Annotated in this window: 19 protein-coding genes and 1 tRNA gene; 9 read left to right on the forward strand and 11 right to left on the reverse strand. The window is 73.4% G+C overall.

Annotated features, from left to right (window positions below; genetic code table 11):
* Positions 1-26: 26 nt before the first annotated feature.
* The 5 genes from HNR21_RS02045 to topA all read right to left on the reverse strand — a co-directional run bounded on the left by HNR21_RS02045 (position 27) and on the right by topA (position 7,641).
* Positions 27-866, reverse strand: a complete 840-nt coding sequence (locus HNR21_RS02045) for a fructosamine kinase family protein (protein WP_182703791.1) — start codon at positions 864-866, stop codon at positions 27-29.
* 3 nt (positions 867-869) lie between these two features.
* Positions 870-1,349 (reverse strand): low molecular weight protein-tyrosine-phosphatase, encoded by a 480-nt coding sequence (locus HNR21_RS02050; protein ID WP_182703792.1) that lies wholly within the window; start codon positions 1,347-1,349, stop codon positions 870-872.
* A 27-nt stretch (positions 1,350-1,376) separates the two neighbouring features.
* Positions 1,377-2,549 carry a DNA polymerase III subunit delta' gene (locus tag HNR21_RS02055; RefSeq protein ID WP_182703793.1) on the reverse strand — a complete coding sequence of 391 codons (1,173 nt, stop codon included), beginning with the start codon at positions 2,547-2,549 and terminating at the stop codon, positions 1,377-1,379.
* A gap of 230 nt (positions 2,550-2,779) precedes the next feature.
* On the reverse strand, positions 2,780-4,801 hold the full coding sequence (gene tmk / locus HNR21_RS02060; protein WP_182703794.1) for a dTMP kinase: 2,022 nt from the start codon (positions 4,799-4,801) through the stop codon (positions 2,780-2,782).
* 53 nt (positions 4,802-4,854) lie between these two features.
* Entirely contained in the window at positions 4,855-7,641 is a 2,787-nt protein-coding gene (gene topA, locus HNR21_RS02065) for a type I DNA topoisomerase (RefSeq protein ID WP_182703795.1), read from the reverse strand.
* 287 nt (positions 7,642-7,928) lie between these two features.
* Between topA and HNR21_RS02070 the strand changes: the two genes are divergently transcribed.
* Positions 7,929-8,114, forward strand: coding sequence for a DUF5703 family protein (locus tag HNR21_RS02070; RefSeq protein WP_119728175.1), 186 nt, complete (start codon positions 7,929-7,931; stop codon positions 8,112-8,114).
* 136 nt (positions 8,115-8,250) lie between these two features.
* On the opposite strand, the gene HNR21_RS02075 is transcribed toward HNR21_RS02070, so the two are convergent.
* From HNR21_RS02075 to HNR21_RS02085, 3 genes are all read right to left on the reverse strand, one after another.
* Positions 8,251-9,528 carry a hypothetical protein gene (locus HNR21_RS02075; RefSeq protein ID WP_182703796.1) on the reverse strand — a complete coding sequence of 426 codons (1,278 nt, stop codon included), beginning with the start codon at positions 9,526-9,528 and terminating at the stop codon, positions 8,251-8,253.
* A gap of 231 nt (positions 9,529-9,759) precedes the next feature.
* On the reverse strand, positions 9,760-10,539 hold the full coding sequence (locus HNR21_RS02080; protein ID WP_182703797.1) for a hypothetical protein: 780 nt from the start codon (positions 10,537-10,539) through the stop codon (positions 9,760-9,762).
* Positions 10,540-10,649: 110 nt separating this feature from the next.
* On the reverse strand, positions 10,650-11,960 hold the full coding sequence (locus HNR21_RS02085; RefSeq protein WP_182703798.1) for a M20/M25/M40 family metallo-hydrolase: 1,311 nt from the start codon (positions 11,958-11,960) through the stop codon (positions 10,650-10,652).
* 120 nt (positions 11,961-12,080) lie between these two features.
* On the opposite strand from HNR21_RS02085, the gene HNR21_RS02090 reads away from it, so the two are divergent.
* Positions 12,081-12,166, forward strand: a tRNA-Leu gene (locus tag HNR21_RS02090).
* A gap of 380 nt (positions 12,167-12,546) precedes the next feature.
* Here HNR21_RS02090 and HNR21_RS02095 read toward each other — a convergent pair.
* Both HNR21_RS02095 and HNR21_RS02100 read right to left on the reverse strand, forming a co-directional pair.
* Positions 12,547-13,101, reverse strand: coding sequence for a DUF5994 family protein (locus tag HNR21_RS02095; RefSeq protein ID WP_182703799.1), 555 nt, complete (start codon positions 13,099-13,101; stop codon positions 12,547-12,549).
* Between the two features lie 60 nt (positions 13,102-13,161).
* Positions 13,162-13,413 carry a hypothetical protein gene (locus HNR21_RS02100; protein WP_182703800.1) on the reverse strand — a complete coding sequence of 84 codons (252 nt, stop codon included), beginning with the start codon at positions 13,411-13,413 and terminating at the stop codon, positions 13,162-13,164.
* A gap of 714 nt (positions 13,414-14,127) precedes the next feature.
* Here HNR21_RS02100 and HNR21_RS02105 point away from each other — a divergent pair.
* Complete coding sequence (locus tag HNR21_RS02105) at positions 14,128-15,120, forward strand: acyl-CoA desaturase (protein ID WP_182703801.1); 993 nt, start codon at positions 14,128-14,130, stop codon at positions 15,118-15,120.
* Positions 15,121-15,261: 141 nt separating this feature from the next.
* Here the strand turns inward: HNR21_RS02105 and HNR21_RS02110 are convergent, their stop codons facing one another.
* Positions 15,262-16,203 carry a GlxA family transcriptional regulator gene (locus tag HNR21_RS02110; RefSeq protein WP_182703802.1) on the reverse strand — a complete coding sequence of 314 codons (942 nt, stop codon included), beginning with the start codon at positions 16,201-16,203 and terminating at the stop codon, positions 15,262-15,264.
* A gap of 72 nt (positions 16,204-16,275) precedes the next feature.
* On the opposite strand from HNR21_RS02110, the gene HNR21_RS02115 reads away from it, so the two are divergent.
* From HNR21_RS02115 to HNR21_RS02140, 6 genes are all read left to right on the forward strand, one after another.
* Complete coding sequence (locus HNR21_RS02115; RefSeq protein ID WP_182703803.1) at positions 16,276-17,313, forward strand: saccharopine dehydrogenase family protein; 1,038 nt, start codon at positions 16,276-16,278, stop codon at positions 17,311-17,313.
* A 204-nt stretch (positions 17,314-17,517) separates the two neighbouring features.
* Entirely contained in the window at positions 17,518-18,012 is a 495-nt protein-coding gene (locus tag HNR21_RS02120; protein ID WP_182703804.1) for a hypothetical protein, read from the forward strand.
* Positions 18,012-19,415: a hypothetical protein gene (locus HNR21_RS02125; protein ID WP_182703805.1), complete on the forward strand. Its 1,404-nt coding sequence runs from the start codon at positions 18,012-18,014 to the stop codon at positions 19,413-19,415. The genes HNR21_RS02120 and HNR21_RS02125 overlap by 1 nt, the downstream gene beginning before the upstream one ends.
* On the forward strand, positions 19,412-20,839 hold the full coding sequence (locus HNR21_RS02130) for a VWA domain-containing protein (protein WP_182703806.1): 1,428 nt from the start codon (positions 19,412-19,414) through the stop codon (positions 20,837-20,839). The genes HNR21_RS02125 and HNR21_RS02130 overlap by 4 nt, the downstream gene beginning before the upstream one ends.
* A gap of 36 nt (positions 20,840-20,875) precedes the next feature.
* On the forward strand, positions 20,876-21,988 hold the full coding sequence (locus HNR21_RS02135; protein WP_182703807.1) for an ATP-binding protein: 1,113 nt from the start codon (positions 20,876-20,878) through the stop codon (positions 21,986-21,988).
* The gene (locus tag HNR21_RS02140) at positions 21,985-24,789 is read left to right on the forward strand and encodes a DUF5682 family protein (RefSeq protein WP_182703808.1); all 2,805 of its coding nucleotides are present in this window, start codon (positions 21,985-21,987) and stop codon (positions 24,787-24,789) included. Before HNR21_RS02135 ends, HNR21_RS02140 begins: the two co-directional genes overlap by 4 nt.
* Positions 24,790-24,825: the final 36 nt, after the last annotated feature.

Here is a 24,825-nt window from a genome sequence, read left to right on the forward strand (position 1 = left end):
CGACAAGCGTGTCCTGTGACCGCGCCTCATCCGGACGCGCGCAACGCCGAACGGGCGGCCCGCACCGCGGCGTCCCGGTAGGCCGATCCGTACAGGGTCACATGGACCAGCAGCGGATGCAGCTGGTGCAGCGCGACCCTCGCCCGCCAGCCGTCGGCCAGGGGGCCGGCCTCCCGGTAGGCCGCCAGGATCCGGTCCAGATGCGGAGCCCCGAACAGGGCCAGCATCGCCAGGTCGGTCTCCCGGTGGCCGCCGTGCGCCGCAGGATCGATCATCCAGCCCCGGCCGCCGGACCACAACACGTTCCCCGACCAAAGATCACCATGGATCCGTGCGGGCGGCTCGTCCGGGCCCGCCAGCGCTTCGATCCCGTCCATCACCCGTTCGACCAGCCGTGTCTCGGCCGCGTCCAGGTGGCGGGCGGCCGAACGGAGGAACGGGGCGATGCGGCGTTCGGCATACCAGCGGGGCCACCGGTCGCCGGGCGTGTTGTCCAGCGGCAGATGAGCGATGTAGCCCTGCCAGGGCGCCCCGAACGACGGCGCCCCGGTGGCGTGCAGCGCCGCCAGTTCCCGGCCGAACCGTTCCGCCGCGGCCCGCGTCGCGGGCTCCCCGGGCAGCCACGGCAGCACCAGCAGCCGCTCGTCGGCGGCCAGCACCTCCGGAACGGGCGGATCGTCGCCCTGCCGCAGCCAGCGCAGCCCCGCGGCCTCGGCGGCGAACGCCCCCGCCTGGTCGTCGGCCGCCTTGACGAACACCTCTCGCCCGTCCGCCAGCGTCGCCCGCGACAGCGTCCAGGCATGGCCGGTGCCGAGCGTGGTGACCCGTTCGACCGGCACGCCCAGCAGTTCCTCCAGCCGCTCCACCGGTCAGCGGTCCTTGAGCGCGGTGCGGATCTCCTCCAGCAGTCCCGGAACGGCGGCCTCGACCAGATCCCGTACGTGCTCGAAGTCGGCGTCGGACCCGTAGTAGGGATCGGGCACGTCCAGTTCCCCACCGGCGTCCGGGTCGAATTCCCGCAGCAACCGGACCCGGCCACGTGTCTCTTCGTCCGGAGCCATCGCCCGCAGCCGCCGCAGATGCCCCCGGTCCAGCGCGATGATCAGGTCGTAGGTGGCGAACCAGGCCCGTTCGAACTGCCGCGCCCGGTGCGCCGACCGGTAGCCGTTCCGGGTCAGCGTGAGCACCGTGCGGTGGTCGGCGTCCTCACCGACGTGCCAGCCGTCGATGCCCGAGCTGTCCACCTCGACGTCCAGCCCCTCCTCGGCGACGTGGTGGCGCAGGATCGCCTCGGCCATCGGGGAGCGGCAGATGTTGCCCGTGCAGACGAACGTGACTCGGTACGGCATGGCCTCCATCCTGCCCGGTGTGAACGGTCAGCCGGTACGCAGGGCCAGCGTCATGGCCTCCACCGCCAGCAGCGGGTTGACGTTGGCGTCCAGCCGCTGCCGGCACTCCATGATCGCCTCCAGCCTGCGCAGCGTCGCCTCCGGGGTGCCCGCGGCCGCCGCCGCGCGCAGCTCGGCGGCCCTGTCGCCGTTCACCGGCTGCACCGGGGCGCCGAGCTGCAGCGCCAGCACGTCCCGGTAGTACGAGGCCAGGTCCAGCAGCGCCCGGTCCAGGGAGTCCCGCTTGACCCGGGTGGCCCGCGACTTCTGCCGTTCCTCCAGCTCCTTGAGCGCCCCGGCGGTGCCGCGCGGCATCCGGCCCTTCTCGCTCTCCCCCAGCGCCCGGCGCAGGTCCGCGGTCTCGGCCTCGTTCAGCTCCTCCGTGGTCGCCTTGGCGTCCGCCTCCGCCGCGGCCACCAGCACCGCCGCCGCCTGCACCGCAGGCCCGACCCCGGTCAGCCGCGCCGGCAGCGACAGCACCTCCCCGCGCCGCCGCCGCGCCTCCGGGTCCGCGGCCAGCCGCCGCGCCCGCCCGATGTCCCCCTGCGCGGCCCGCGCCGCCTCCAGCGCCACGTCCGGCGCGATCCCGTCCCGCTGGACGAGCACGTCCGCCACCGCCTGCGCGGGCGGGGTCCGCAACGTGACCAGCCGGCACCGCGACCGGATCGTCATCACCAGGTCGTCCGGCGACGGCGCGCACAGCAGCCACACCGTCCGCGGCGGCGGCTCCTCGATCGCCTTCAGCAGCGCGTTCGCCGCCGCCTCCGTGGCCCGCTCCGCGTCCTCGAACAGCACGATCTGCCAGCGCCCCCCGCTCGGCGAGGACGCCGCCCGCAGCACCAGCTCCCGGGTCTCCTTGACCCCGTACGACAACCCCGCGGGCCGCACCACCTCGACGTCCGCGTGCGTCCCCTGCAGCACCTGGTGGCACGACGCGCAGTGCCCGCACCCCGGCGGCTCCTCCCGGCACTGCAACGCCGCCGCGAACGCCCGCGCCGCCGCCGACCGCCCCGACCCCGGCGGCCCGGTGAACAACCAGGCATGCGTCATCCCCGAAGCGGCCTGCTCGTCCCCCGCCAGCACCGCCGCCCCGGCCACCGCCGCCGAGCCCAGCTGCTCGACGACCGCCTCCTGCCCCACCAGGTCATCCCAAACGCTCACGAGGCCAAGGCTAGGCCGTCCCCCGACCTCGCAGCGCTCGTTACTCCGTCCTTGCAGGCCGGCACAGAACCGTCCGCAGACCCTGCCCCCGAAGACACTGAAGGCCACCGCGAGCGCGCCCGCGACGACGAACGGCCGCGCGTCCGAAGGCGCGCGAGCCGCGCGAGCGGAGCGAGCGCAATCGAACACAGCGATTGCTGACTGACCCGCCGCGTGGAGCGCGGCGGGGGTCAGTCAGCGATCGCGGGGAAGGTGCTGGTGATGTCCTCCGTGCCGGCCGGGACGGGGTCGGGGAGGATCTCGTGGAGGCGGTCGCGGATCAGGCGGGTGATCTCCTCCTGGGGGAGGGAGGCGTCGATCACCAGGTAGCGGTCGGGGTCGGCCTCGGCGAGGCGGCGGAAGCCGCGGCGGACCCGTTCGTGGAACTCCAGGGGCTCGGACTCCATGCGGTCGGCCGGGGAGGCGAAGCGGCCGAAGCCGGTCTCCGGGGGGACGTCGAGCAGGACGGTGAGGTCGGGGAGCAGGCCGCCGGTGGCCCAGCGGTTGAGCTCGGCGATCTCGTCGGCGGACTGCTCGCGACCGAAGCCCTGGTAGGCCAGGGAGGAGTCGACGTACCGGTCGGAGACGACGATGGCGCCGCGGGCCAGGGCCGGCTCGATGACGTTGGCGACGTGGTTGGCGCGGTCGGCGGCGTACAGCAGGGTCTCCGCGCGCGACGACAGGTCCTTGGTCTCCTTGTCCAGGAGGATGGCGCGCAGCCGCATGCCGATCTTGGTGGCGCCGGGTTCGCTGGTGGTGACCACGTCGTAGCCGTGGTCGCGCAGCCAGATCGCGGTCAGCCGGGCCTGGGTGGTCTTGCCGGCGCCCTCGCCGCCCTCGAACGCGATGAACACGCCGCGGTCCCGGCGGGTCTGCGGCTCGGCGGCGGGCGGGGTGTAGACCTCGCCGCGCAGCGCCGCGCCCAGGTCGGGCACCAGGGGGATGCCGCGCCGGTCGTCCAGCCGCCGGTACGCGACCAGGCCGGCGACCAGCGCCAGCAGCGCGACGCCCAGCAGCACCGCGTTGGGGCCGTCGAACCGGTACGCAGAGTCCGCGCCCAGCTCCAGCCGGTGCCGTCCGATCACCCCGGCGAGGGCGGGCGCGGCGACCGTCACGACCAGCAGCACCACCCGCACCGCGGACCGCAGGAACGCCTGTGCCGGCCCGCGCAGGTCCTCCTCGGCGGAGTCCCGCACCACGGTGCGGGCGGTGGACCAGGCCACTCCGGCGGCCCAGCCCAGCACGGCGGTCAGCACCACGACCACCACCAGGTTGTGGATCAGCGCGATGGCGGCCAGCACCACGCCCGCCGCGACCACCGACAGGCCCAGCAGCCGCCGCCGGCTGAACGGCCCCAGCATCCGCGGCCCCTGGAAGACCCCGAAGGCCATCCCCAGGAACGCCGCGCCGAACACCGCCCCGAACCCGGCGTCCCCGCCGTGCAGGGTCGCCACATGGATCCGGGCGACGCCGAGCACCGCGCCGCCCGCGGCGAACGCCCCGGCCAGCCCGACCAGCAGCCCGCGCAGCGCGGGAACGGCGCGGGACACCTTCCCCTGCCGCGCCGGCGCGGCCTCCGGCCCGGCCACCGGCCCCGGCCGCAGCCCGAAGGCCGCGACCGCCGACAGCACGAAGACCGCGGCCGTCACGTACAGCGGCAGGTCGCTGCGGGCGTCCCCGGACAGCACCGCCCCCGCCAGCAGCGCCAGCAGCGCGAACAGCACGGAGGCCACCGGCGCGGCCCCGTACGCGGTCCGCCGGACCGCGCGCCGGGCGTCCTCCACCCGGTCCTGCGGGACCAGCCCCGGCGCGGTGGCGTCGACGGCCGCCCGCGACACCGCGCCCAGGAACGAGGTCAGCAGCGCCGCCACGACCAGCCACACGAGCTGCCCCAGCAACGCCACCGACACCAGCAGCACGGCCCGTACCGCGTCGGCCGCCAGCAGGACGGTGCGCCGGTCCAGGCTCCGGGCCGGCGCCGCCGCCGGGGCGTCCGGCAGCACCCGCGGCAGCGTCCACGCCAGGAGCACCCCGGCGACCGCGTACGACTGCATCGCGAAACCGTCCCCGGCGGTGAGCGCGACCGCCGGCGCGGTGAGCGCCAGCAGGCCGAGCCAGTCGCCGAGGCTGGACAGGGACAAGGCGATCCACAGCCGCCGCAGCGGCCGGATCGACAGCACACCCGGCTGGTGAGCCGCGCCCGATCTGGTCATGTCGGTCAGCGTATCGACGCCGCCGTCCCCTCGGGGCGGACTCGGCGTTGCGGTCAGGTACCGGTCTTGGCCGACGACTTCTTGCCCGAGGACTTGCCGGCCGACTTGCCGCCGGTGGACGCCTTCTTCTTGGCCGGGGCGCGCCGCGCGGGGGCCTTCTTGCCGCCGCCCGCGGCGACCTTCTCCCGCCGTTCGGCCAGCAGCTCCGCCGCCCGCTGGATGGTGATCGACTCGACGTCGTCGCCCTTGCGCAGGCTGGCGTTGGTCTCCCCGTCGGTGACGTACGGGCCGAACCGGCCCTCCTTCACCACCACCGGCCTGCCGCTGGCCGGGTCCTCGCCCAGCTCGCGCAGCGGCGCCGCCGCCGCGGCCCGGCCCCGCCCGCGCTGCTTGGGCTGCGCGAACAGCGCCTTGGCCTGCTCCAGGGTGACGGTGAACAGCTCCTCCTCCGACGCCAGCGACCGGCTGTCGGAACCCTTCTTGACGTACGGGCCGAACCGGCCGTTCTGCACGGTGACCTGCTCGCCGTCCAGCTCGCCGAGCACCCGCGGCAGCGACAGCAGCTTGAGCGCGTCGTCCAGGGTGACGGTGTCCAGGCTCATCCCCTTCAGCAGCGACGCGGTGCGCGGCTTGGGGGCGTCCTTCTTGCGGCGCCCGGACGCGGTGGTGGTCAGCTCCTCCGGCAGGATCTCGGTCACGTACGGCCCGAACCGGCCGGACCTGGCCACGATCACGTGCCCGGTGTCCGGGTCGCGGCCCAGCTCCCGGTCGCCGCTGGGCTGCGCGAACAGCTCCTCGGCCTTCTCGGCGGTCAGCTCGTCGGGGGCCAGGTCCTCGGGGATGTTGACGCGTTCCTCGGTGCCGTCCGGCCGGGTGCGGATCAGGTACGGGCCGTACCGGCCGACCCGCGCCACGATGTCGCTGCCCTTGATCGGGAACGAGCTGACCCCGATGGCGTCGATCTCGCCGAGATCGGTGACCAGGTCCTTGAGCCCGACCTCGCCGTCGCCGTTGCCGTCGCCGAAGTAGAACCGGCGCAGCCACGGCACCCGCTCGGCCTCGCCGCGGGCGATCAGGTCGAGGCTGTCCTCCATCTTGGCGGTGAAGTCGTAGTCGACCAGATGCCCGAAGTGCTTCTCCAGCAGGTTGATCACCGCGAACGCCAGGAACGACGGGACCAGCGCCGTGCCCTTCTTGAACACGTATCCGCGGTCCAGGATCGTGCCCATGATCGAGGCGTAGGTGGAGGGCCGGCCGATCTCCCGGTCCTCCAGCTCCTTGACCAGGGTGGCCTCGGTGTAGCGGGCCGGCGGGCGGGTGCTGTGGCCCTGCGCCTCCAGCCGGTCGGCGGTCAGCGGGTCGTCCTCGGACAGGGCCGGCAGCCGCCGCTCGCTGTCGTCGGCGTCGGACTCGGGGTCGTCGGCGCCCTCGACGTACGCCTTGAGGAAGCCGTAGAAGGTGATCGTCTTGCCGGTGGCGGCGAACTCGGCCTCCTCGCCGGCGGTGGACATGCCGACCACCCGCACCGACACCGACTGGCCGGTGGCGTCCTTCATCTGGGAGGCGATGGTCCGCTTCCAGATCAGCTCGTACAGCCGGAACTGGTCGCCGGTCAGCCCGGTCTCGGCCGGGGTGCGGAAGGTCTCCCCGGCGGGGCGGATCGCCTCGTGCGCCTCCTGGGCGTTCTTGACCTTCTTGGCGTAGGTGCGCGGCCTGTCGGCCACGTACTGCGCCCCGTACAGGGCGGTGGCCTGGGCGCGGGCTGCGGCGATGGCGGTCTCCGACAGGTTGGTGCTGTCGGTCCGCATGTAGGTGATGAAGCCGTTCTCGTACAGCCGCTGCGCCACCTGCATCGTGTACTTGGCGGAGAAGCCCAGCTTGCGGCTGGCCTCCTGCTGCAGGGTGGTGGTGCGGAACGGCGGGTACGGCTTGCGGGTGTAGGGCTTGCGCTCGACGGACCTGACCGCGAACGGCCGTCCGCCCAGCCGCTGCGCCAGCCCGCGCGCCGCCTCCTCGTCCAGGTGCAGCAGGGCGGCGGACTTCAGCTCGCCCCGCGCGGAGAAGTCGCGGCCCTGCGCGACCCGCCGGCCGTCCACCCCGACCAGGTGCGCGGTGAACGTCCGCGGCCCGTCGTCGGCGGCGGCCTGGGTGGCGAAGTCGGCCTCGATGTCCCAGTAGTGCGCGGGGACGAACGCGATCCGCTCCCGTTCCCGCTCGACGACCAGCCGGGTCGCGACGGACTGCACCCGGCCGGCCGACAGGCCCTGCATGATCTTGCGCCACAGCACCGGGCTGACCTCGAACCCGTACAGCCGGTCCAGGATGCGCCGGGTCTCCTGCGCGTCGACCAGCTTGAGGTCCAGGTCGCGGGGGTTGGCGGCGGCGTTGCGGATCGCCTCCGGGGTGATCTCGTTGAACACCATCCGGTGCACCGGGACCCGGGGCTTGAGCACCTCGCGCAGGTGCCAGGCGATGGCCTCGCCCTCCCGGTCCTCGTCGGTGGCGAGGTAGAGCTCGTCGGCCTCCTTGAGCGCCTTGCGGAGCTTGGCGACCTGGGCCCTCTTGTCGGGGGTGACGGCGTAGTAGGGCTCGAAGTCGCGGTCGACGTTCACGCCGAGCTTGGCCCACGGCTGGCTCTTGGCCTCCTCGGGCATGTCGGCGGGCCGTGGGATGTCGCGGATGTGGCCGATGCTGGACTCCACCACGTACCCGCTGCCCAGATATCCGGCGATCGTCTTCGCCTTGGCGGGCGACTCGACGATCACCAGGCGCGTGCCGGTGCCGCCGGACCCCGTGGCCCGGCCCCGGCCACGCTGTGCTGTGCCGTTCTTGGCTGGCACGATCGCTCCAACCTCACTGTCTTCGTCCGTCGTGTACGAGGACGTTCCGGATGTTCCCCCGTGGCGGCCGGACGTCCCCTCGAGGCGCCCGCCGTCCCGAGGAGGAACAACGTAGAAGGCGCCGCAACCTTTCCATCGGCTCGGCGTCCCCGCGAGTTCCCTGCGCCGCGAACCCCAGACAGGATGACACGTCGCAACCGGCGCTGCAGACCGGGCGCGGCCGGGATCGGCGGAACCCTCGGGCGGGCCCTCCCCACCGGGCGTTCACCCGGTCATAATGGAAAGTAATGGCGGAGTACACCTACCTCGTCCTGCGGCTGCCACGCGGCACCACCCGCGACGCCGCCCGGCAGCTGATGACCGAGCACGCCGAATACGGCGGGTGGGAGCTGTACCGACTCCGCCTCTACCCCGACGGCAGCCGCCGTATCCAGCTCCGCCGAAAGATCATCCGCCAGGTCCGCACCCTGTGACGGCGCGCCCGCACGATCGGACGGTTCGTACCGGCCTGTCTCCCTTCGACGATCCGGCTCGACCGGAATGCCCTGCCCGCCCCGGTCCGCGCCCCCGGGACGGGCAGAGCGGCCTCCCGCTACCGGCTCACGGGCCTCACAGGTGGAGCCACCTCGCCGGCGGCCCGACCACCCCGGCCGCCGTGAGCGGCGATCCCGCGGGCAACGTCATCTCGGGGCCCTCCTCGCCGAACGGCCCCGTCCCCTGTCCGCGGACCGGCGCGGGAATCTCGACCGGCGTCTCCGGGACCATCCGGTAGAGCGCGGACGCCTCTCCCACAAGCCCGTCGACGTCCGCCAGCCGTCCCGGCCGCGGGGACATCACCGCCACGGGAATCGCCACCACCGTCTCGGCCGTCCCCGCCGGCACCAGCGACACTCCGGGCGTCTGCGGCGGAACGCCGTGAGCGCCGTCCCGGACCAGGCCGCGCGCATGACCGCCGACGCCGCGGAGCTGCGGCGACAGCATCCCCATCGGGATGGCCACCACGTTCTCGGCCTTCTTGGCGGGCGTGAGCGATCCCACCCGGGTCCGGGTCGCCTCCGGGAGCACCGGCGGAACGTCGGGGACGCCGTCCGGGACCAGGTCGCTGATGCCGGGGAGCTGCGGCACGTCCGGTCCTTCGACGTCCGGGAGTTCCGGCTGCGGGGGCGCGACCGGGGTGAGGGCGGCCGTGGCCTCCCTCGCGGCCTCCCTGGTCGGCGGCGTGATCTCCGGCAGGGCATCGGACACGTGACCGGCCGCCTCCGCCACGTCGGCGTCGACCCGGATCTCGGGCATCTCCAGCTCGACGTCCGGGAGTTCGGGCAGCGCCGGGGTGGTGCCGTCCTGCGGCAGGGACGGGTCCTCCACCGCATCGGGCGCCTGGGGTGACGAGGGGATGTCGGGAACCTCCACCGGCGTGTGGGGGATGTGGGGGTCCAGGGCGCGGTCCTGGAGGCGGGCGACGCTCTGCGACACGTCCGGCACGGCGGAGGGCTGGGGGTCCTGGACGGCGGCGGTCAGGGCCGGGGTCGTCTCCGGGACGTTCAGCGGGAGGTCCGGGACGTCGGGCGGCGACACCTCCGGGTTCGCGGGCATCGGGTCGGCGGGGATGTGGGGCGGCTGGACGTTCGCCGGGGGCTGCAGGGCCCGGGGAAGGTGCGACACCAGGCGCGCCTGCGACAGCTCCGACGGCATGCCGTCGATGGGAGCGGTGAAGTCGAGGTGGACCGGGAGGTGCGCCGGCAGGCCGACGCCCTCGGTGAGGGAGACGAGGTCGCCGGGGAGGCCGTCGGCGCCCGCCGAGTCGGGGAAGGCGAGGCCGACGCCGAGGGCCGCGAAGCCCGCGGTGAGCAGGACGGCGCGGGCGCCGTTCTTGGCCCACTTTCGCATGGGGTTGCTCCAATTCACGAGGAGGGGGATTCATCGGGGGAAATCCCTCGGAAAGTGATCGGGCACCATTCGTCAGGGCATGCTCGATCGAGCGGACGCCGGCCATGGGAAATGGCGTGCGAGGTCCGCTGACGGACGATTCCGAGGGGATGGTTCACGCGCCGTCGCCGGCAATTCGGCAGGGCGCGTTCCGGCTCCGCCCGCGAGGAGGGCGGAGGCCGAAGTCAGGGATCAGTCGGGCGCGACGGACGGCTCGTCGGCGGCCGTGCGCACCGGGGTGACGTCCACGCCGGGGAGCGGCCACGGCACCGCTCCGGGACCGTCCACGTACGGCCCCTGATGCAGGTATCCGCCCAGGACACCGCTCTGCGCACCGCCCGACGACGCCCCGGATGCGGGCGCCGGCAGGTCCGGCTGGGACGGCGGTGGCTGCGACGGCGCGCCGGCCTGCGCCGGAGGCTGGTGCGGCCGTTCCAGGCGGGGTTCCTCGGGGTCGGCGGACGGGGCCGGACGGTGGGTCGCGGCGTCGTCACGGGTCTTCTCGGCCGCGCGTTCGGATGTGGACGCGGCGGCGGGCGGCGCGGCGGCGGCGGGCGGCTCGGGCTCGGGCGGCACCGCCTCGGGGAGCGCCGGCGGAGCCGCCGGCACGGGCAGGATCCCGGCGTCCCGGTCGTCCGGGTCGTCCGGCAGGGACAGGTCCCGGTCGGGTGCGCGCCCGGGAATCCGCAGGTCGATCGGTCCCTGGAGCGGAACGGCGGACAGCAGGCCCGCCATGACGGCCCTGTCCTGCCCGCACTCGACGCCTTGCGGGGACGCGACGCCCTGCGGGGACGCGACGCCCGCCGGGCGGGGCGCGGTCTCGGCGTGGGCGGTGCCGGACAGGCCGCCGAGCAGCCAGCCGACGATCAGCAGCCCGCCGAGGACCAGCAGCCGGTGCAGGCGGCGGCTCGCGGCCAGAGCGCGCAGCGACCGGACGGCGACCGTCCGTGCTGATGCCAGGCCGTGCGCCACAGAGCCCTCCTCGGCGTGCTCACCCCGGTATGGAACGGGATGACCCGTTCTCGACGCAAGGTGACCGTAGCACCACGGACCGCTCGGATCCCAGGTTTTTGCGCAATTCGTTAAGCGCGGTCCAGGAACCGGTCCAGCACCCGGACGCCGAAACGCAGCCCGTCCACCGGAACCCTTTCGTCCACCCCGTGGAACATTCCGGAAAAGTCCAGCTCCGGCGGCAGCCGCAACGGCGCGAACCCGAAACAGCGCATCCCCAGCCGGGCGAACGCCTTGGCGTCCGTCCCGCCCGACAGGCAGTACGGCACCGGCAGCGCCCCCGGGTCCTCGGACGTCAGGGCCTCCTCCATGGCCGCCACCAGAGCCCCCTCGTACTCGGTCTCGATGGCGCGGTCGTGGTACACGAACTCCCGGGTCACGTCCGGCCCGAGCAGCTCGTCCACGGTGGCGAAGAACTCCTCCTCGTGCCCCGGCAGGAACCGCCCGTCGACCTGCGCGCTGGCCTCCTGGGGGATGACGTTCACCTTGTATCCGGCGTCCAGCCTGGTCGGGTTGAGGGTGTTGCGCAGCGTCGCCCCGATCATCCGGGCCAGCGGCCCGATCTCCTCGAGGCACCGCTCCGGGTGGTCGGGGTCGAACTCCACCCCGTACGCCAGGCAGGCCCGTTCCAGGAACGCCCGCACCGTCTTGGTCAGCCGGATCGGGAACTCGTGCGCCCCCAGCCGCGCCACCGCCGCCGCCACCGCGGTCACCGCGTTGTCCGGATGCACCATCGACCCGTGCCCGGCGGTCCCGCGGGCGCTCAGGTGCATCCAGGCGATGCCCTTCTCCGCGGCCTCGATCAGGTACATCCGCCGGTCGCCCGGCACGGTCAGGCTGAACCCGCCGACCTCCCCGATCGCCTCGGTGCACCCCTCGAACAGCTCCGGATGCTCGTCCACCAGCCACTGGGCGCCCCACCTGCCGCCGGCCTCCTCGTCGGCCAGGAACGCCACCACCACGTCCCGCGGCGGCCGCCGCCCCTGCCGCAGCCGTTCCCGGACGACCGCCAGGATCATGGCGTCCATGTCCTTCATGTCGACGGCGCCGCGCCCCCACACGCACCCGTCGGCGATCTCCCCGCCGAACGGGTCCCGCGTCCAGTCCTCGGCCCGCGCCGGCACCACGTCCAGATGCCCGTGCAGCAGCAGCGCGTCCCGCGACGGATCGGTCCCCTCGATCCGCGCCACCACGCTGGCCCGTCCCGGATGCGACTCCAGCAGGACGGGCTCCAGCCCCACCTCGTCCAGCTTCTCCGCCACGTACTCGGCCGCGACCCGCTCCCCCGGCCCCGAGTGGTCCCCCGGGTTGCTGGTGTCGATCCGGATCAGCTCCTGGCAGAGCCGCACGACCTCATCCTGCGCACCAAGCCCGTCAGCCACCGCGCTCCCACCTTCGCCGCCGTACCCCTACCCAGCCCATCGTGCCCGCTCGATCGACTTCGCCGCGACTCCGGACCTTTGGTATCGTTGGCACGCCGCTGCGCACTGCAGCACGCACAGGTCCGGGTGGCGGAATAGGCAGACGCGCTAGCTTGAGGTGCTAGTGCCCTTCACGGGGCATGGGGGTTCAAGTCCCCCCTCGGACACGCACCATTCGCACATGTGGAGGCTCCGGGATCACCCGGGCCTCCACAAGTCGTTTCTGGGGGAAGCAGGTCGGCCGCAGGCCGAGCTGCCTGCACGGGTCGGCCTTGTCCGCGGGGTCGGCAGTGGCGACCATCCGGGCCAGGTTCCCCACCCGGTCGGCCATCTCGGTGATGCCGTCGCATGAGACGCCCCGGCTGCGGGGACCGGCGGGGAGTTGGGCCTCCGGGCGGGCGCGTTCCTGTTCGGTGGCGCTGATCCAGCCGGTGACCTCGACGGGGGTCGACGCCGGCGGCGATCACGGCGCCCACCGTATGGCCTAGTTCTCCTTGACCTCCCGGTCCTGGGGCGTGCATTCCGTTCACGACACCGCCGGATGTCCTCACAGGCGACCACCCTCGGATTCCCGGGCGTTCTGGGGCGCTTCGGTTTCGGCCTGCCGCGCCGGGCCGGGCGGTGTGCCGAGCGTGGCCAGCAGGCCGGGGGTGTCGATGCGGTTGCCGGGGTCGGCGGCGGCCTCCATGGCCGCCCAGGCCGCCGCGCGGCCGGCGGAGGCCGGGACGGTGAGCAGGTCGGTGCGGTGGCCGTCGGCGCGGATCGCGGTGAGCAGGCCGGCGGGCAGGGTGTCGAACCAGCCGAGGCGCACCACCTGGGACTCGGCCGGGCCGTCGATGCGCAACCGGCGGGGCCGGTCGCTCCAGTCGGCCACCGCGAGCAGGACGCGGGTGACGGGACTGCGGGCGCCTGCGGGGTCGTGGGCCTGCAGGGCCAGGATCAGCCCGGGCAGTTCCGCGACCGGATCGGCCGAGCGGGGCCACCAGCCGCCGTCCAGCATGGTCGGGACCGCCCCGACGGGACGAGGCGGACGCAGCGACAGCCGGGGCTCCGAGGGCGGTGACAGAGAGATCGTGGTTGCGCGTTCAGCGGTGGTCCACATGGCCGTGGCCCCCTTCCCCGGTCCGCCGGTCGGGCGGCCCGGGATGGATGGTGGAATCGGTCAGTGCCGCAGCCTCATGACCAGAATGCGGAGCCGGCTGATCCAGGCGATCCCGGCCACCAGGGCGGCCAGCGCCATGACCGCCGCCAGCGGCGGCGTGGCCTGCATGAGGAACACGGCGAACACGATCACCGCGGTCGGCACGATCGCGGTGGGCCAGACCTGCTTCCGCCAGGACGCCTGCGAGACCGGAACGGCCGCGGGCCGTGCCACCCAGTGGGCGGGTCCGTAGCCGTGATTCAAGATCGGCATGGACATCCCCCTCGTCGGGGTGAGCCGGTATGGCGGATCAGCCTCAGGACGAGGATGTCGTCGTTGCCGGATATTCGCATCCTACCTCACGAACTCCCAACGAACTGAAATATCCGAAACAATCATCAGCAATGGTCTCCGGAATTTTCGGCGGTCTTCCCAGGGAGCGGGATCGGTCACCGGGCGTGCGGTCCCGGGTTTCGGGGCCCGGTCCCGGGGGCGGAGGTGTTCCCTTCTTTCCGCAGCGCGGTGGCGGTAGCGGTGGTGACGTCGAGGTCTCCCTGCAGCGCGGCGATCGTGGCGGCGGGGCCGGGCGGCGACCCTGCGGCCGTTGTGGAGCCGGCCGGAGCGTCGTCCTTTCGTCATGGTGCGGCGGCGGGTCGTCCGCCTGCCGTGGTCGGCGCGATGGAGATCTCGCAGATCGCCAGGATCTCCTCAGGCCGCAGGTCGGCCGGGCGGCACCGGAATCGGCGTGAGCAGGACTCCGCGACCATGGCGATTTCCGCGCAGCGGGCAATGGCGGGGGAACCGCCCCCGGCGGTGGCCCAAGGCCGCCGTCCGACATTTTCACCAGACCGCCGTCTGCGCCCGTTCCCTCTTTTCCTCTCGGCGCGCCCGGGCGGTGATCATCGGAGGCCGGCGTGGATGAGGGCGCCGACCTCGGGTACGTCCGAGGTCGCCGAACTCTCTCGTCAAAAGGAATGCATGATCCATATGACTGCTCAGAGTCCACCCCGAACGACCGATGGCGCACGGCCGGCCGCGCCGCTGGTTCAGGGGCGCAAGTCGATGCCGGCCACCGTGGCGATGTGGGTGTTCGTGCTGGTGCCGTTCGCGGCGCTGGCGGCGGCCGTGCCGGTGGCCTGGGGATGGGGGCTGACCTGGACCGACGTGGCCATCACCGGCACCGCCTACGTGATCAGCGGGATCGGCGTCACGGTCGGTTTCCACCGCTACCTCACCCACGGCTCGTTCAAGACCAGGGGCCGATGGCTGCGGATCGCCCTGGCGGTGGCCGGATCCCTCGCGATCGAGGGGCCGGTGATCGGCTGGGTGGCCGACCACCGCCGCCACCACGCCTTCGCCGACCGCGACGGCGACCCGCACTCGCCCTGGCGGTACGGGCACACCGTCCGCGGACTGGCCAAGGGGCTGCTGTTCGCGCATGTCGGCTGGATGTTCAACCGCGACTTCACCAACCGGCGGAGATTCGCCAAGGACCTGCTCGCCGACCCCGCCGTCCGCCGCGTCGACCGGCTCTTCCCGCTGCTGGCCGCCGTCTCGCTGCTCGCGCCTCCGGCCGCCGGCCTGCTGGTCACCGGGACCTGGCAGGGGGCGCTGACCGCGTTCTTCTGGGGCACCCTCGTCCGGATCGCGCTGCTGCACCACGTCACCTGGTCGATCAACTCGATCTGCCACGTCTTCGGCGACCGGCCGCTGACCACCCGCGCGCACGACCGGGCCGCCAACTTCTGGCCGCTGGCCGTCCTGTCGTTCGGCGAGAGCTGGCACAACGGCCATCACGCCGATCCCACCAGCGCCCGCCACGGCATGCTTCCCGGCCAGATCGACCCCTCCGCCGCGTTCATCCGGCTGCTGGAGGGACTCGGCTGGGTCCACGACGTGCGCTGGCCCACCCCCGAACGCGTCGCCGCCCGGCTGAAGGAACCCGCGGCCACCGCGCCCGGATCCGGCCCGTCCGCCTGACCGCCTCACCGATCGCACGCCCGTCCGGCCTCGGCACCCGGGAGTCTTCGAGGACCGGCTCGCCCGTATGAGCACCTCCACCCCACGGCCGTGGAGGCTCCGGAACGATCCGGTCGTTTCTGCGGGGAGACAGGTCATCCGTCATCGGTGGAACGTGTTGCGGTAGGCGGTGGGGCTGACGCCGAGGACTCGCTGGAAGTGGCGGCGGAGGGTGGTGGCGGTGCCCATGCCGCAGCGGGAGGCGATCTGCTCGACCGTCGCGTCGGTGCGTTCGAGGAGTTCCTGGGCCAGGGCGAGGCGTTGCCGCTGGAGCCAGCCGAGCGGGGAGAGGCCGGTGGCATCGCGCATGCGGCGGGCGAGGTGGCGGCTGCTCAGTCCCGCTTTCCGGGCGAGTTCCTCGACCGTGAGGGGCTGGTCGAGCCGGGCCCGCGCCCACTCCAGCGCCGCCTCCAGGCCGTCGGGGCTGACGGAGGCGTTCGGCGCCGCGATGAACTGGGCCTGACCGCCGGGCCGGTGCGCCGGTGCCACCAGCCGGCGGGCGAGTTCGTTGGCGGCCGCCGCGCCGTAGTCGGTGCGCACCATGTGCAGGCACAGGTCGAGCGCGGCCGTCTTGCCCGCCGACGTGAGCACCCGCCCCTCGTCGACGTAGAGGACGTCCGCGCGGACGTCGACCCGGGGGTGGCGGCCGGCGAACTCCCCGGCGTGCATCCAGTGCGTCGTCGCGCTGCGGCCGTCCAGCAGCCCCGCGTCCGCCAGCAGGAACGCCCCCGTGCAGAGCGAGGCGATCCGGACGCCCGCCTCGTACGCCCTGACCAGCGCGGTCAGCAGCGCGGGACTGGACGGCGCGGCGGGGTCGGCGGTGGCGGGAACGATCACGGTGTCCATGTCGGGCAGGACCTCGTATCCGTGCGCCGCCGCCTGCGGCAGCCAGCCGGGCGGGGAGCCGTCCGGAGTGGCCACGGTCAGGTCGTACCAGTCCCCGGTCGGCGAGAGGTCGGAGCGGTCGACGCCGAAGACCTCCGCGGCGATGGCCGCCTCGAACAGCATGGTGTGCTCATGGACGGCGAACGCGATCCGGTGCATGTCGGAAACTGTACGGGTCGCGTCGGATCGGACGGTGGCGACCAGGACGGCGGGCCGACGAGGATCATCGGCATGGATCACGGTCAGCAAGGCACCCGCACACCGGGCCGGGTGCTCGTCTACGGCGCGTACGGTCACACCGGGCGGTTCGTCATCGCCGAACTGCTCCGGCGCGGCCACGAGCCCCTCCTGTCCGGTCGCGACCCCGCGCGGCTCGCCGCGCTCGGCGCCGCCCATCCCGGCCTCGAGACGCGGGCCGCCGCCGTCGAGGACACGGCATCACTGCAGAACGCCATGACCGGCGTGGCGGCGGTGATCAACTGCGCCGGTCCCTTCCTCGACACCGCGCGTGAGGTGGCGGCCGCGGCCGTCCGCGCAGGCGCCCACTACCTCGACGTCACCGCCGAGCAGCCCGCGGTCCGGGCCACGTACGACGAACACGCCGACAGCGCCCGGGCCGCCGGCGTCGCGGTCGTGCCGGCGATGGCGTTCTACGGGGGGCTGGCCGACCTGCTCGCCACGGCCGCCCTGGGCGACTGGGCCTCTGCGGACGAGATCTCCGTGGCCTTCGGCCTCGACCGATGGTGGCCGACGGAGGGAACCCGCACGACCGGCCGGCGCAACACGGCGCGGCGTCTCGTCGTGACCGGTGGCCGGCTGGCGCCGCTCCCCGACCCGCCGCCGGAGCGCTCCTGGGAGTTCCCGGGCGAGTTCGGCACCCAGGACGTCGTCGGCGTCCCGTTCTCCGAGATCATCACGATGGCCCGGCATCTGCGGGCGGCCGAGATCCACTCCTACATCAACCTCGCCCCCATGCGGGACATCCGCGATCCCGGCACGCCTCCGTCGGAGGCGGCCGACGAGTCCGGCCGTTCCTCCCAGCGGTTCGTGGTCGACGTCGCCGTCCGCAAGGGCACGAGCCTGCGCCGGATGTCGGCCGCGGGACGCGACATCTACGCGGTGACGGCCCCACTGGTCTGCGAGGCCGTCACCCGGCTCCTGGACGGCCGGTCGGGCCGCACCGGCGTGGCCGCCCCCGGCGAGGCGTTCGACGCAGCCGACTTCCTCGACGCCCTCTCCCCCGGAACCCTGCTGGTCCAAAGGAGATGACAGGCAGCGGGCGGCGATGTCGCGATCTGGACATCGGGCCTGGTCAAAGCGGTTTCTCGGTGCCTTCGGCCGGGTTTCCCGCCGTCGCGTTTCGAGGTGGGTCAGGGCGGTCGGCACCTCCTGGTCCGGACTCGCGGGGTTTTGTCGGTGGAGGGCAGTACAACTGTCGGCATCCGACGGGCCGCGAGGGTGGAGGTCGAAGGCATGGATTCCGGCGAGGCCGGGTGGGAGGAACGGAGCGCGGTGCGCGTGGTGCCGCCCGTTCAGCCGCGCAAACTGGCCAAGGTGCCGTTCGTCGAATTGGCGGAGGGGCGGCTGCAGGGGGTGGTGTCGAGCGGTTCGGACATCGCCCGGGTGTACGTCTCGTCGATCGCGGCCGAGACGCACGACTTCAGTTGCAGCACCAACAACAACCGGCCGTGCGGCGGGGTGGGAGGCGGCTACCGCTGCAAGCACCTCGACGCGCTGATCGATGAGGCGGTCAAGCAGTACGGCCTGGCACGCGTCGCGCGCTACCTGAAGGTCGAGGCCAAGGAGGGGGACGACCTGCGTTCCCTGCTCCAGGGCGCCCTGGAGAGGGCTCCGGCCGCCGCGGTGTTCAGCCGGTTCCTGCGGCACCTGACCTATCTGGAGGTTCCGGCGAGCCCGGAGCCCCTCACCGAGATGCACTGGTTCCCGGCGTTGGGGGCGGTGCGCTGATGCAGGCACTGCAGCTCGCCGAGCTGACCGGGCAGGTCCCGCCGGGCGTCGGGGAGGCGCTGGAGGTGGTCGCGGGGTTCGACGCCGCGCTGGCCGACGGCCTGGCCCGGCTCGGTCCGCGGCACACCGAGGCCCTTGAGGCGCTGGCCGGCGCGGTGGGCGGCTCTCCGCTCGGCGCCGCGCTGGCGGAGGCGTCCGGCAAGATCGCCGCCGGTTCCATCGGCGTCGCGGAGTTGGCGGCGGTGGCCGGGGCCCGTGCCGCGCTGCTCGGCGCGGTGCACGACGCGCTGCTCGACCGGCTCGACGGCGCGCTCGGCCGGTCCCGTTCGGTGTGGGAGGAGCCGCCCGCCGATCCGGAGCGGGAGCCGGTGCCCGCCGGCCTGCTCGCCGCCGCCCGGTCCTGGTTGCAGGAGCTGGCCATCGCGGGCTGGCGGGGCGTCGACGACGCGCTGGTGTCGGCCGCCGACCAGGCGCTCGACGCGCTGTGGGCCGAGCCCGAGCCGCGGCTGCGCCGCCTGGCCGTGCTGGCCGACGGTCTGGCCGCCGAGCTGCGCGCCTCGTGCCCGGTCGCGACGATGGAACGGATCCCCGAGCGCCGCTGGGCCGACCTGTGGACGCGTGCGGTGCTGCTGTCGCACGCGGGGAGCTGGACGGGCGGCGCGACGACCGTCTCCGGGCGGCTGCTGCCGCTGGGCGTCGACGTCCACGAGCACGGGACGGCCGTTCAGGTGCAACTGCACGCGGTGCTGGAGCCCGCCGGCGAGGGGCCGGTGCGGCTGGTGCGCGTCGCCGTCGCCGCCGCCAAGGTCGACACGATCGTCGGCCCTCTGGTGTGGAGGCTGCTGGCGGCGTATCCGACGCTGCTGACGGCCCTGGCCGAGCGCCGCGCCGTCGAGGTCACCGAGATGAGCCTGACCTCCGGCGGCGACCTGCAGTGGGACGAGGAACGCGCCGAGGCCGGCGAGCCCGCCGATCCGTTCGCGACCGCCCGCGTCCGGCTTCCCGGCGCGCAGGCCCCGGCCGTCGCGCCGCTGGACCGCCACCCGGTGCGCATCGCCGAGCCGGTGCTGGTCGAGGGCTACAGGGCGGGACGCGACGGCACGTTCGATCTGAACGGTGAGAGCCTGGCCGTCGACCTGGACCGGCTGCCGTCCAGCGGCCCGCTCACCCCGCAACTGGTCAAGGCGTCGACGGCGTGCATCGGCCTGCTCCGCTGGGACGCCGGGCAGTGGACGCTGCAGCCGCTGGCCGTGCAGGCCCTGGTGAAGAAGCAGCCGGTCGAGGCGCACAACGGCGACTGGGCGATGGGCCCCACCGACCCGAAGGTCTCCAAGGCCCTGGCCCGCTCCGGCGACGCCGTGGCCGTCCTGTCCGAACGCGCGGGAAGGCTGCTGCGGAAATGAGCGACAGCGACGACGTCCGCCGGCAGGTGCTGCTGTGGCGGCTGCTGGGGCGGGTGTTCGACGCCGAGGAGCAGCCCGCTCTGGAGGCGGCGAGCCTGGCCGTGGTCCAGGAACGCGGGCTGCCCGCGGCGCTGCTCGACCCCGGGGTCACGGTCGACACCGTCGTGCAGCGGTTCCCCGAGCTGGCGGCGGAGTTCGCCGACCCGCTGGCCGACGGCGACGACGGCGACCGGGTGCGGCGTACGGCCCTGGTGTCGAAACTGCTGCTCAACGCGTTCAACACCGGCTCCGGCGACGTGTCGGCGCAGCGGCTGGCCGCCTGGCAGCGCGACGCCGAGTGGCTGCGCCGCGCGCTCGGCGCGTGCGCGAGCGGCCCCGGGCAGGGCCGCCCGGGCCAGGACGGCGAGGGTTCCGGCCGGGCGGACGGCGGCGAGGGCGCGAGCGACGGGCGGCCGGCGACCGGGCGGCGACGGCCCGATCCGGGGCGCGGCGAGGGCGGCGGCCCCGGGCAGGGCTTCGACCTCAACGAGGACGAGCTCAAGCGGATCCTGGGCGAGCTGGAGGGCGACCTGGTCTCCCGGATGCGGCTGCGCGAGGTGCTGGCCGATCCGGCGCTGGCCCGGCAGCTCACCCCGAGCATGTCCCTGGTCGAGCAGCTGCTGCGGGACAAGCACAACCTCTCCGGCGTGGCGCTCGCCAACGCCAAGAGCCTGATCCGGCGCTACGTGGACGAGGTCGCCGAGGTGCTGCGGACCCGGGTCGAGCACGCCGGCGCCGGGAAGATCGACCGCAGCGTGCCGCCCAAGCGGGTGTTCCGCAACCTCGACCTCGACCGCACGATCTGGAAGAACCTGGTCAACTACAACCCCGACGACGAACGGCTCTACGTCGACCGGCTCTTCTACAAGCACACCGCCAGGCGCAGCACGCCCGCCCGGATGATCGTGGTGGTCGACCAGTCCGGGTCGATGGTGGACTCGATGGTCAACTGCACCATCCTGGCGTCCATCTTCGCCGGGCTCCCCAAGGTGGACGTGCACCTGATCGCCTACGACACCCGGGCGATCGACCTCACCCCGTGGGTGCACGACCCGTTCGAGGTGCTGCTGCGCACCAATCTCGGCGGCGGCAACGACGGGCCGGTCGCGATGGCCATGGCGCGTCCGAAGATCACCGATCCGCGCAACACGGTCATGGTGTGGATCTCGGACTTCTACGAGTTCGACCGGTCCCGTCCGCTGCTGGAGGGGATCAAGGCCGTGCACGGCTCCGGGGTGAAGTTCATCCCGGTCGGCTCGGTCAACAGCTCCGGGCAGGAGAACGTGGAGCCCTGGTTCCGGCAGCGCTTCAAGGAACTCGGCACACCGGTCATCTCCGGCCACATCGACAAGCTCGTGTTCGAGCTCAAGAACTTCCTGGGCTAGCCCCAGACCCGCAGACCTGTAGAGGAGTCCCCCCGAATGTCCGACATGCTGCGCGCGCCGGCCGAGGTCAAGTACGCCGACGAGCTGGACTACCTGGAGTCGATCGACGACGCGCCCAAGCCGTTCTCGTGGCGGCTCAGCCCGCGGATGGTGCGCACGTTCATCCTGGGGTCCGAACGCTCCGACGGCCTCGACCGGGAGATCCCGCAGAAGTGGTTCGGCGACCGGACCTTCGTCGAGCGCGCCATCGTCACGCTCGCCTCCGACCGCGGGCTGCTGCTGATCGGCGACCCCGGCACCGGCAAGTCCTGGCTGGCCGAGCTGCTGGCGGCGGCGATCAGCCGCAACTCGACGCTGGTCGTGCAGGGCACCGCCGGCACCACCGAGGACCACATCAAGTACTCCTGGAACATCTCCATGGTGATCGCCAAGGGGCAGTCGCGGGAGTCGATGATCCCCTCCCCGATCATGACCGCGATGGAACGGGGCGTGATCGGCCGGTTCGAGGAGCTGACCCGGGCCACCAGCGACGTGCAGGACGCGCTGATCTCGATCCTGTCCGAGAAGTACATCTCCATCCCCGAGCTGAGCACCGACAACACCGTGTTCGCCCAGCCCGGCTTCTCCATCATCGCCACCGCCAACAGCCGCGACCGGGGCGTCAACGACCTGTCCTCGGCGCTCAAGCGACGCTTCAACTTCGTCCGCATCCCCGTGGTGACCAGCAAGAAGGCCGAGTCGGAGATCGTCCGGTTCCGGACCACCGAGCTGCTGCGGCGGCACCGGATCGAGCTGGAGGTCGCGCCGTCGCTGCTGGAGGTGCTGCTGCAGAGCTTCGCCGACCTGCGCGCCGCCGCCGCGTCCGCCCGCAGCGACGACGAGAGGCTGGAGTCGGCGCTGTCGACCGCCGAGCAGATCGGCGTGCTGGAGGACGCGATCCTGCACAGCCAGTTCTTCGGCGACCGCGAGCTGCGCCCCGAGACGCTGGCGTCCTCGCTGGTGGGGTCGCTGGCCCGCCGCACCCCGGAGGACCTGGCCATCCTCAACAAGTTCTGGCACGGCGTCGTCGAACCGCGCAGCAAGAAGGAGGAGGGCCCGTGGCAGGGCTTCCTGCAGGGCGGCCGCGAAGCGCTGGCGAAGCTTTCATGAGCGGACCGGTGACCGATCTGAACGGGGTGGCCGCGGGGCCGTTCGGGGAGCTGCGCGAGCAGTTGCTGGGCGCGGCGGAGCGGTTCGGCTCGGGGCCGGTGGCGGAGATCCTGGGCGGGCTGGTCGAGGACGTCGACCGGGCGCTGCGCGAGCCGCTGGAGATCTTCCCGGTGTGCCACCACTCGCCGTCCTCGGCGACGGCGATGATCCGCCGGCTGCGCGACAAGCGGCCGAAGGTCGTCTATCTGGAGCTGTGCGAGGACCTGCGGCCGTTGCTGGACGAGCTGCACAACTGCACGCTGCCGGTCGCCCTGCAGTCGTTCGCCACCGACATCGACGGCTTCCCGGCGGAATGGGCGCCGCTCAGCGTGATCGCGCCCATCACCGAGGCGTCCGCCGAGTACCAGGCGATCTCGTACGCGCTCACCACGCCCGGCGTGGAGCTGGTGCTGGTGGACCGCTCGACCGACCACGTCTTCCAGTGGGAGCCGCGCGGCGACGACGACGCCGGCAAGGGCGAGGACGAGGAGACGGCGCTGCACGGCGACGCGGTCGGCGTCGAGATCGGCGACCTGCGTCCCCGCTTCGCCGAGCTGGAGGAGCACCTGCTCCACCACGGCAAGGTGCGGCACTGGTCGGAGTGGTGGGACCAGTACGTCGAGCAGCCGCTGGTCGACGCCGACTACGACACCTACCGGCAGGTGATGGTGCTGATCGGCAGCCTGTTCCGGCGGCTGCGGCCGGAGGGGTCGGCCCGTACCACCGTGGACGAGGACCGCGAGCGCTACATGTGGACGCGGATCCGCGAGCATCTGGCGTCCTCGGGCGCCGATCCCGCCGACTGCCTGTACGTGTGCGGCGCCTTCCACGCGGCCAGCCGGGTCGCGGAGTTCGGGCTGCACGGGGCGACCGGCTCGTTCGAGATCAGTCCGCGCACGGCCACGCGCTGGCAGTACGGGCTCATCCCCTCCAGCCACTCGGCGATCGAGGCGCAGTTCGGGCTGGCGCCCGGTTCGGTGTCGATCGCCGCCGCGACCTGGAGCAAGGCGCTGCGCCGCGGCGGCCTCAAACCGTTCCGGCTGGGCGGTGCGCAGGCGGTGAAGAAGAAGCCCGCCAAGCCCGCCAAGGCCGCGCAGCCGCCCGCACCGCCCGCGCCCGTGACCGACCGGCTCTCGGGCTTCCTGACCGCCGCGCCCGCTTCGGACGGCCTCGACGAGCAGGAGCTGCTCGGCTGGTGCGTGGACATCGTCCGGCTGGCCCGCAAGAACGGCTACGCCTCCAGCACCGCCGACGCCATCGCGGTGTACGAGACCTCGATCCTGCTGGCCGGGATCCGCGGGCGGCGGCGGCCGACGCCGTACGACTTCCAGGACGCGGCGATCACCTGCATCGAGAAGGACGCCGTGCCGGGCCGCCGCGACATCGCCCGGCTGTGCGAGATCCTGCTCGGCGGCGACCGGGTGGGCTCGGTCGGCTACGACGCGCTGCCGCCGCTGGCCCGCGACGTGCTCGACCGGCTCGCGCCGCTCGGCCTCGACCTGGAGAAGCGCACGATCCAGCGGGCGCTGCTCGACCTGGACGCCGATCCGCATCTGCGGCCGTGCTCGGACCTGCTGTGGATCCTGCGCCGCCTGCTGCCGCACGGCGCCGTCCAGCCCATCATGGGCTCGCGCCGCCTGGGCGAACGTTCCATCCAGGAGAGCTGGGACCTGGCGATCGGCCGGAACATGCGCTCGATCGTCGAGCTGGGGTACGAGGGCGTCACCGTCGAGCAGGTGCTCGAGCAGCGGCTCCGCAAGAGCGTGCACGCGCCGCAGGCGACCGCCGCCGGCGCCCTCGCCGCCGTGGAGGACTCCATCCTCTATCTGGGGAGCAGGCGCTTCACCGACGAGCTGGGAGCCCGCGCGGTCGAGCTGCTGGCCGCCGAGCGCACGGTGGACGACGCGCCCGAGGTGCTGCGCCGCATCCGGCGGCTGCTCACCCACTACCAGGCGACCGAGCCGGAACTGCCGGCCTGGTGCCAGGCGTTCGTCACCGCCGGGTACGCGCACTACTGCACGCTGCTGCCGACCGCGTTCACCGACGACGACACCGGGGTGCGGCAGGTCGCGGCGATGCTCGGGTTCCTGCTCGGGATGGAGAGCCTGGCGCTGTCCCTCGGCTGCGACCACACCCAGCTGGAGCTGGCCGTCCAGCAGTCGCATCCGGAGACCCCCGCCAAGGTCGCCCTGCTGTGGGCGGCGCAGACGCAGCTCGGCCTGCTGCCGCTGTCGGAGCTGCGGCGGCGGTGCGACGAACTGCTGGACAACCCGCTGGTGGTGCCGTCGTTCCCGCTCTACCTGAGCGGCTTCGTCCAGGCCCTGGAGCCCGCCCCGGCGCTGGCGTCGCTGGTGGTGGAGGTCCTGTCGAAGGCGTTCGCCCGGCTCCCCGACGCGGTCCTGCTGCCGTGGCTGCCGAAGCTGATCACCACGTTGAAGGACCATGCCGCGGAGATGGTCCCGGTCCTGGTCAGGGAGGCCGGCCGGACGTTCCCGGCCACCTTGGCGGCGCTGGACTCGTGGGTGCCGCCCTGGTCGGCCCCCGAGGCCCCCGCGCCGTCCGCCGCCGTCCCCGACGGCGGCCCGGCCGGAGAGCTCCTGGCCGCCCACCCCGCCGCATGCGACGCGGTGGCCGCTCTCCTGGGCCTTGCGCCCGACTGGCCGGCCACGGCGACGACGACACCGGGAGCAGCACCGGAGGTGAGCGCACTGCTGACCGAGCACCCCGCCACCGCCGACGCACTGGCCGCGCTCCTGAGCTGAACACCCCGTCCGGGCGGCGGCCCACCCCAGGGCCGC

The sequence above is a fragment of the Thermomonospora cellulosilytica genome, from assembly GCF_014138835.1.
GTDB classification, from domain to species: Bacteria; Actinomycetota; Actinomycetes; order Streptosporangiales; family Streptosporangiaceae; genus Thermomonospora; species Thermomonospora amylolytica.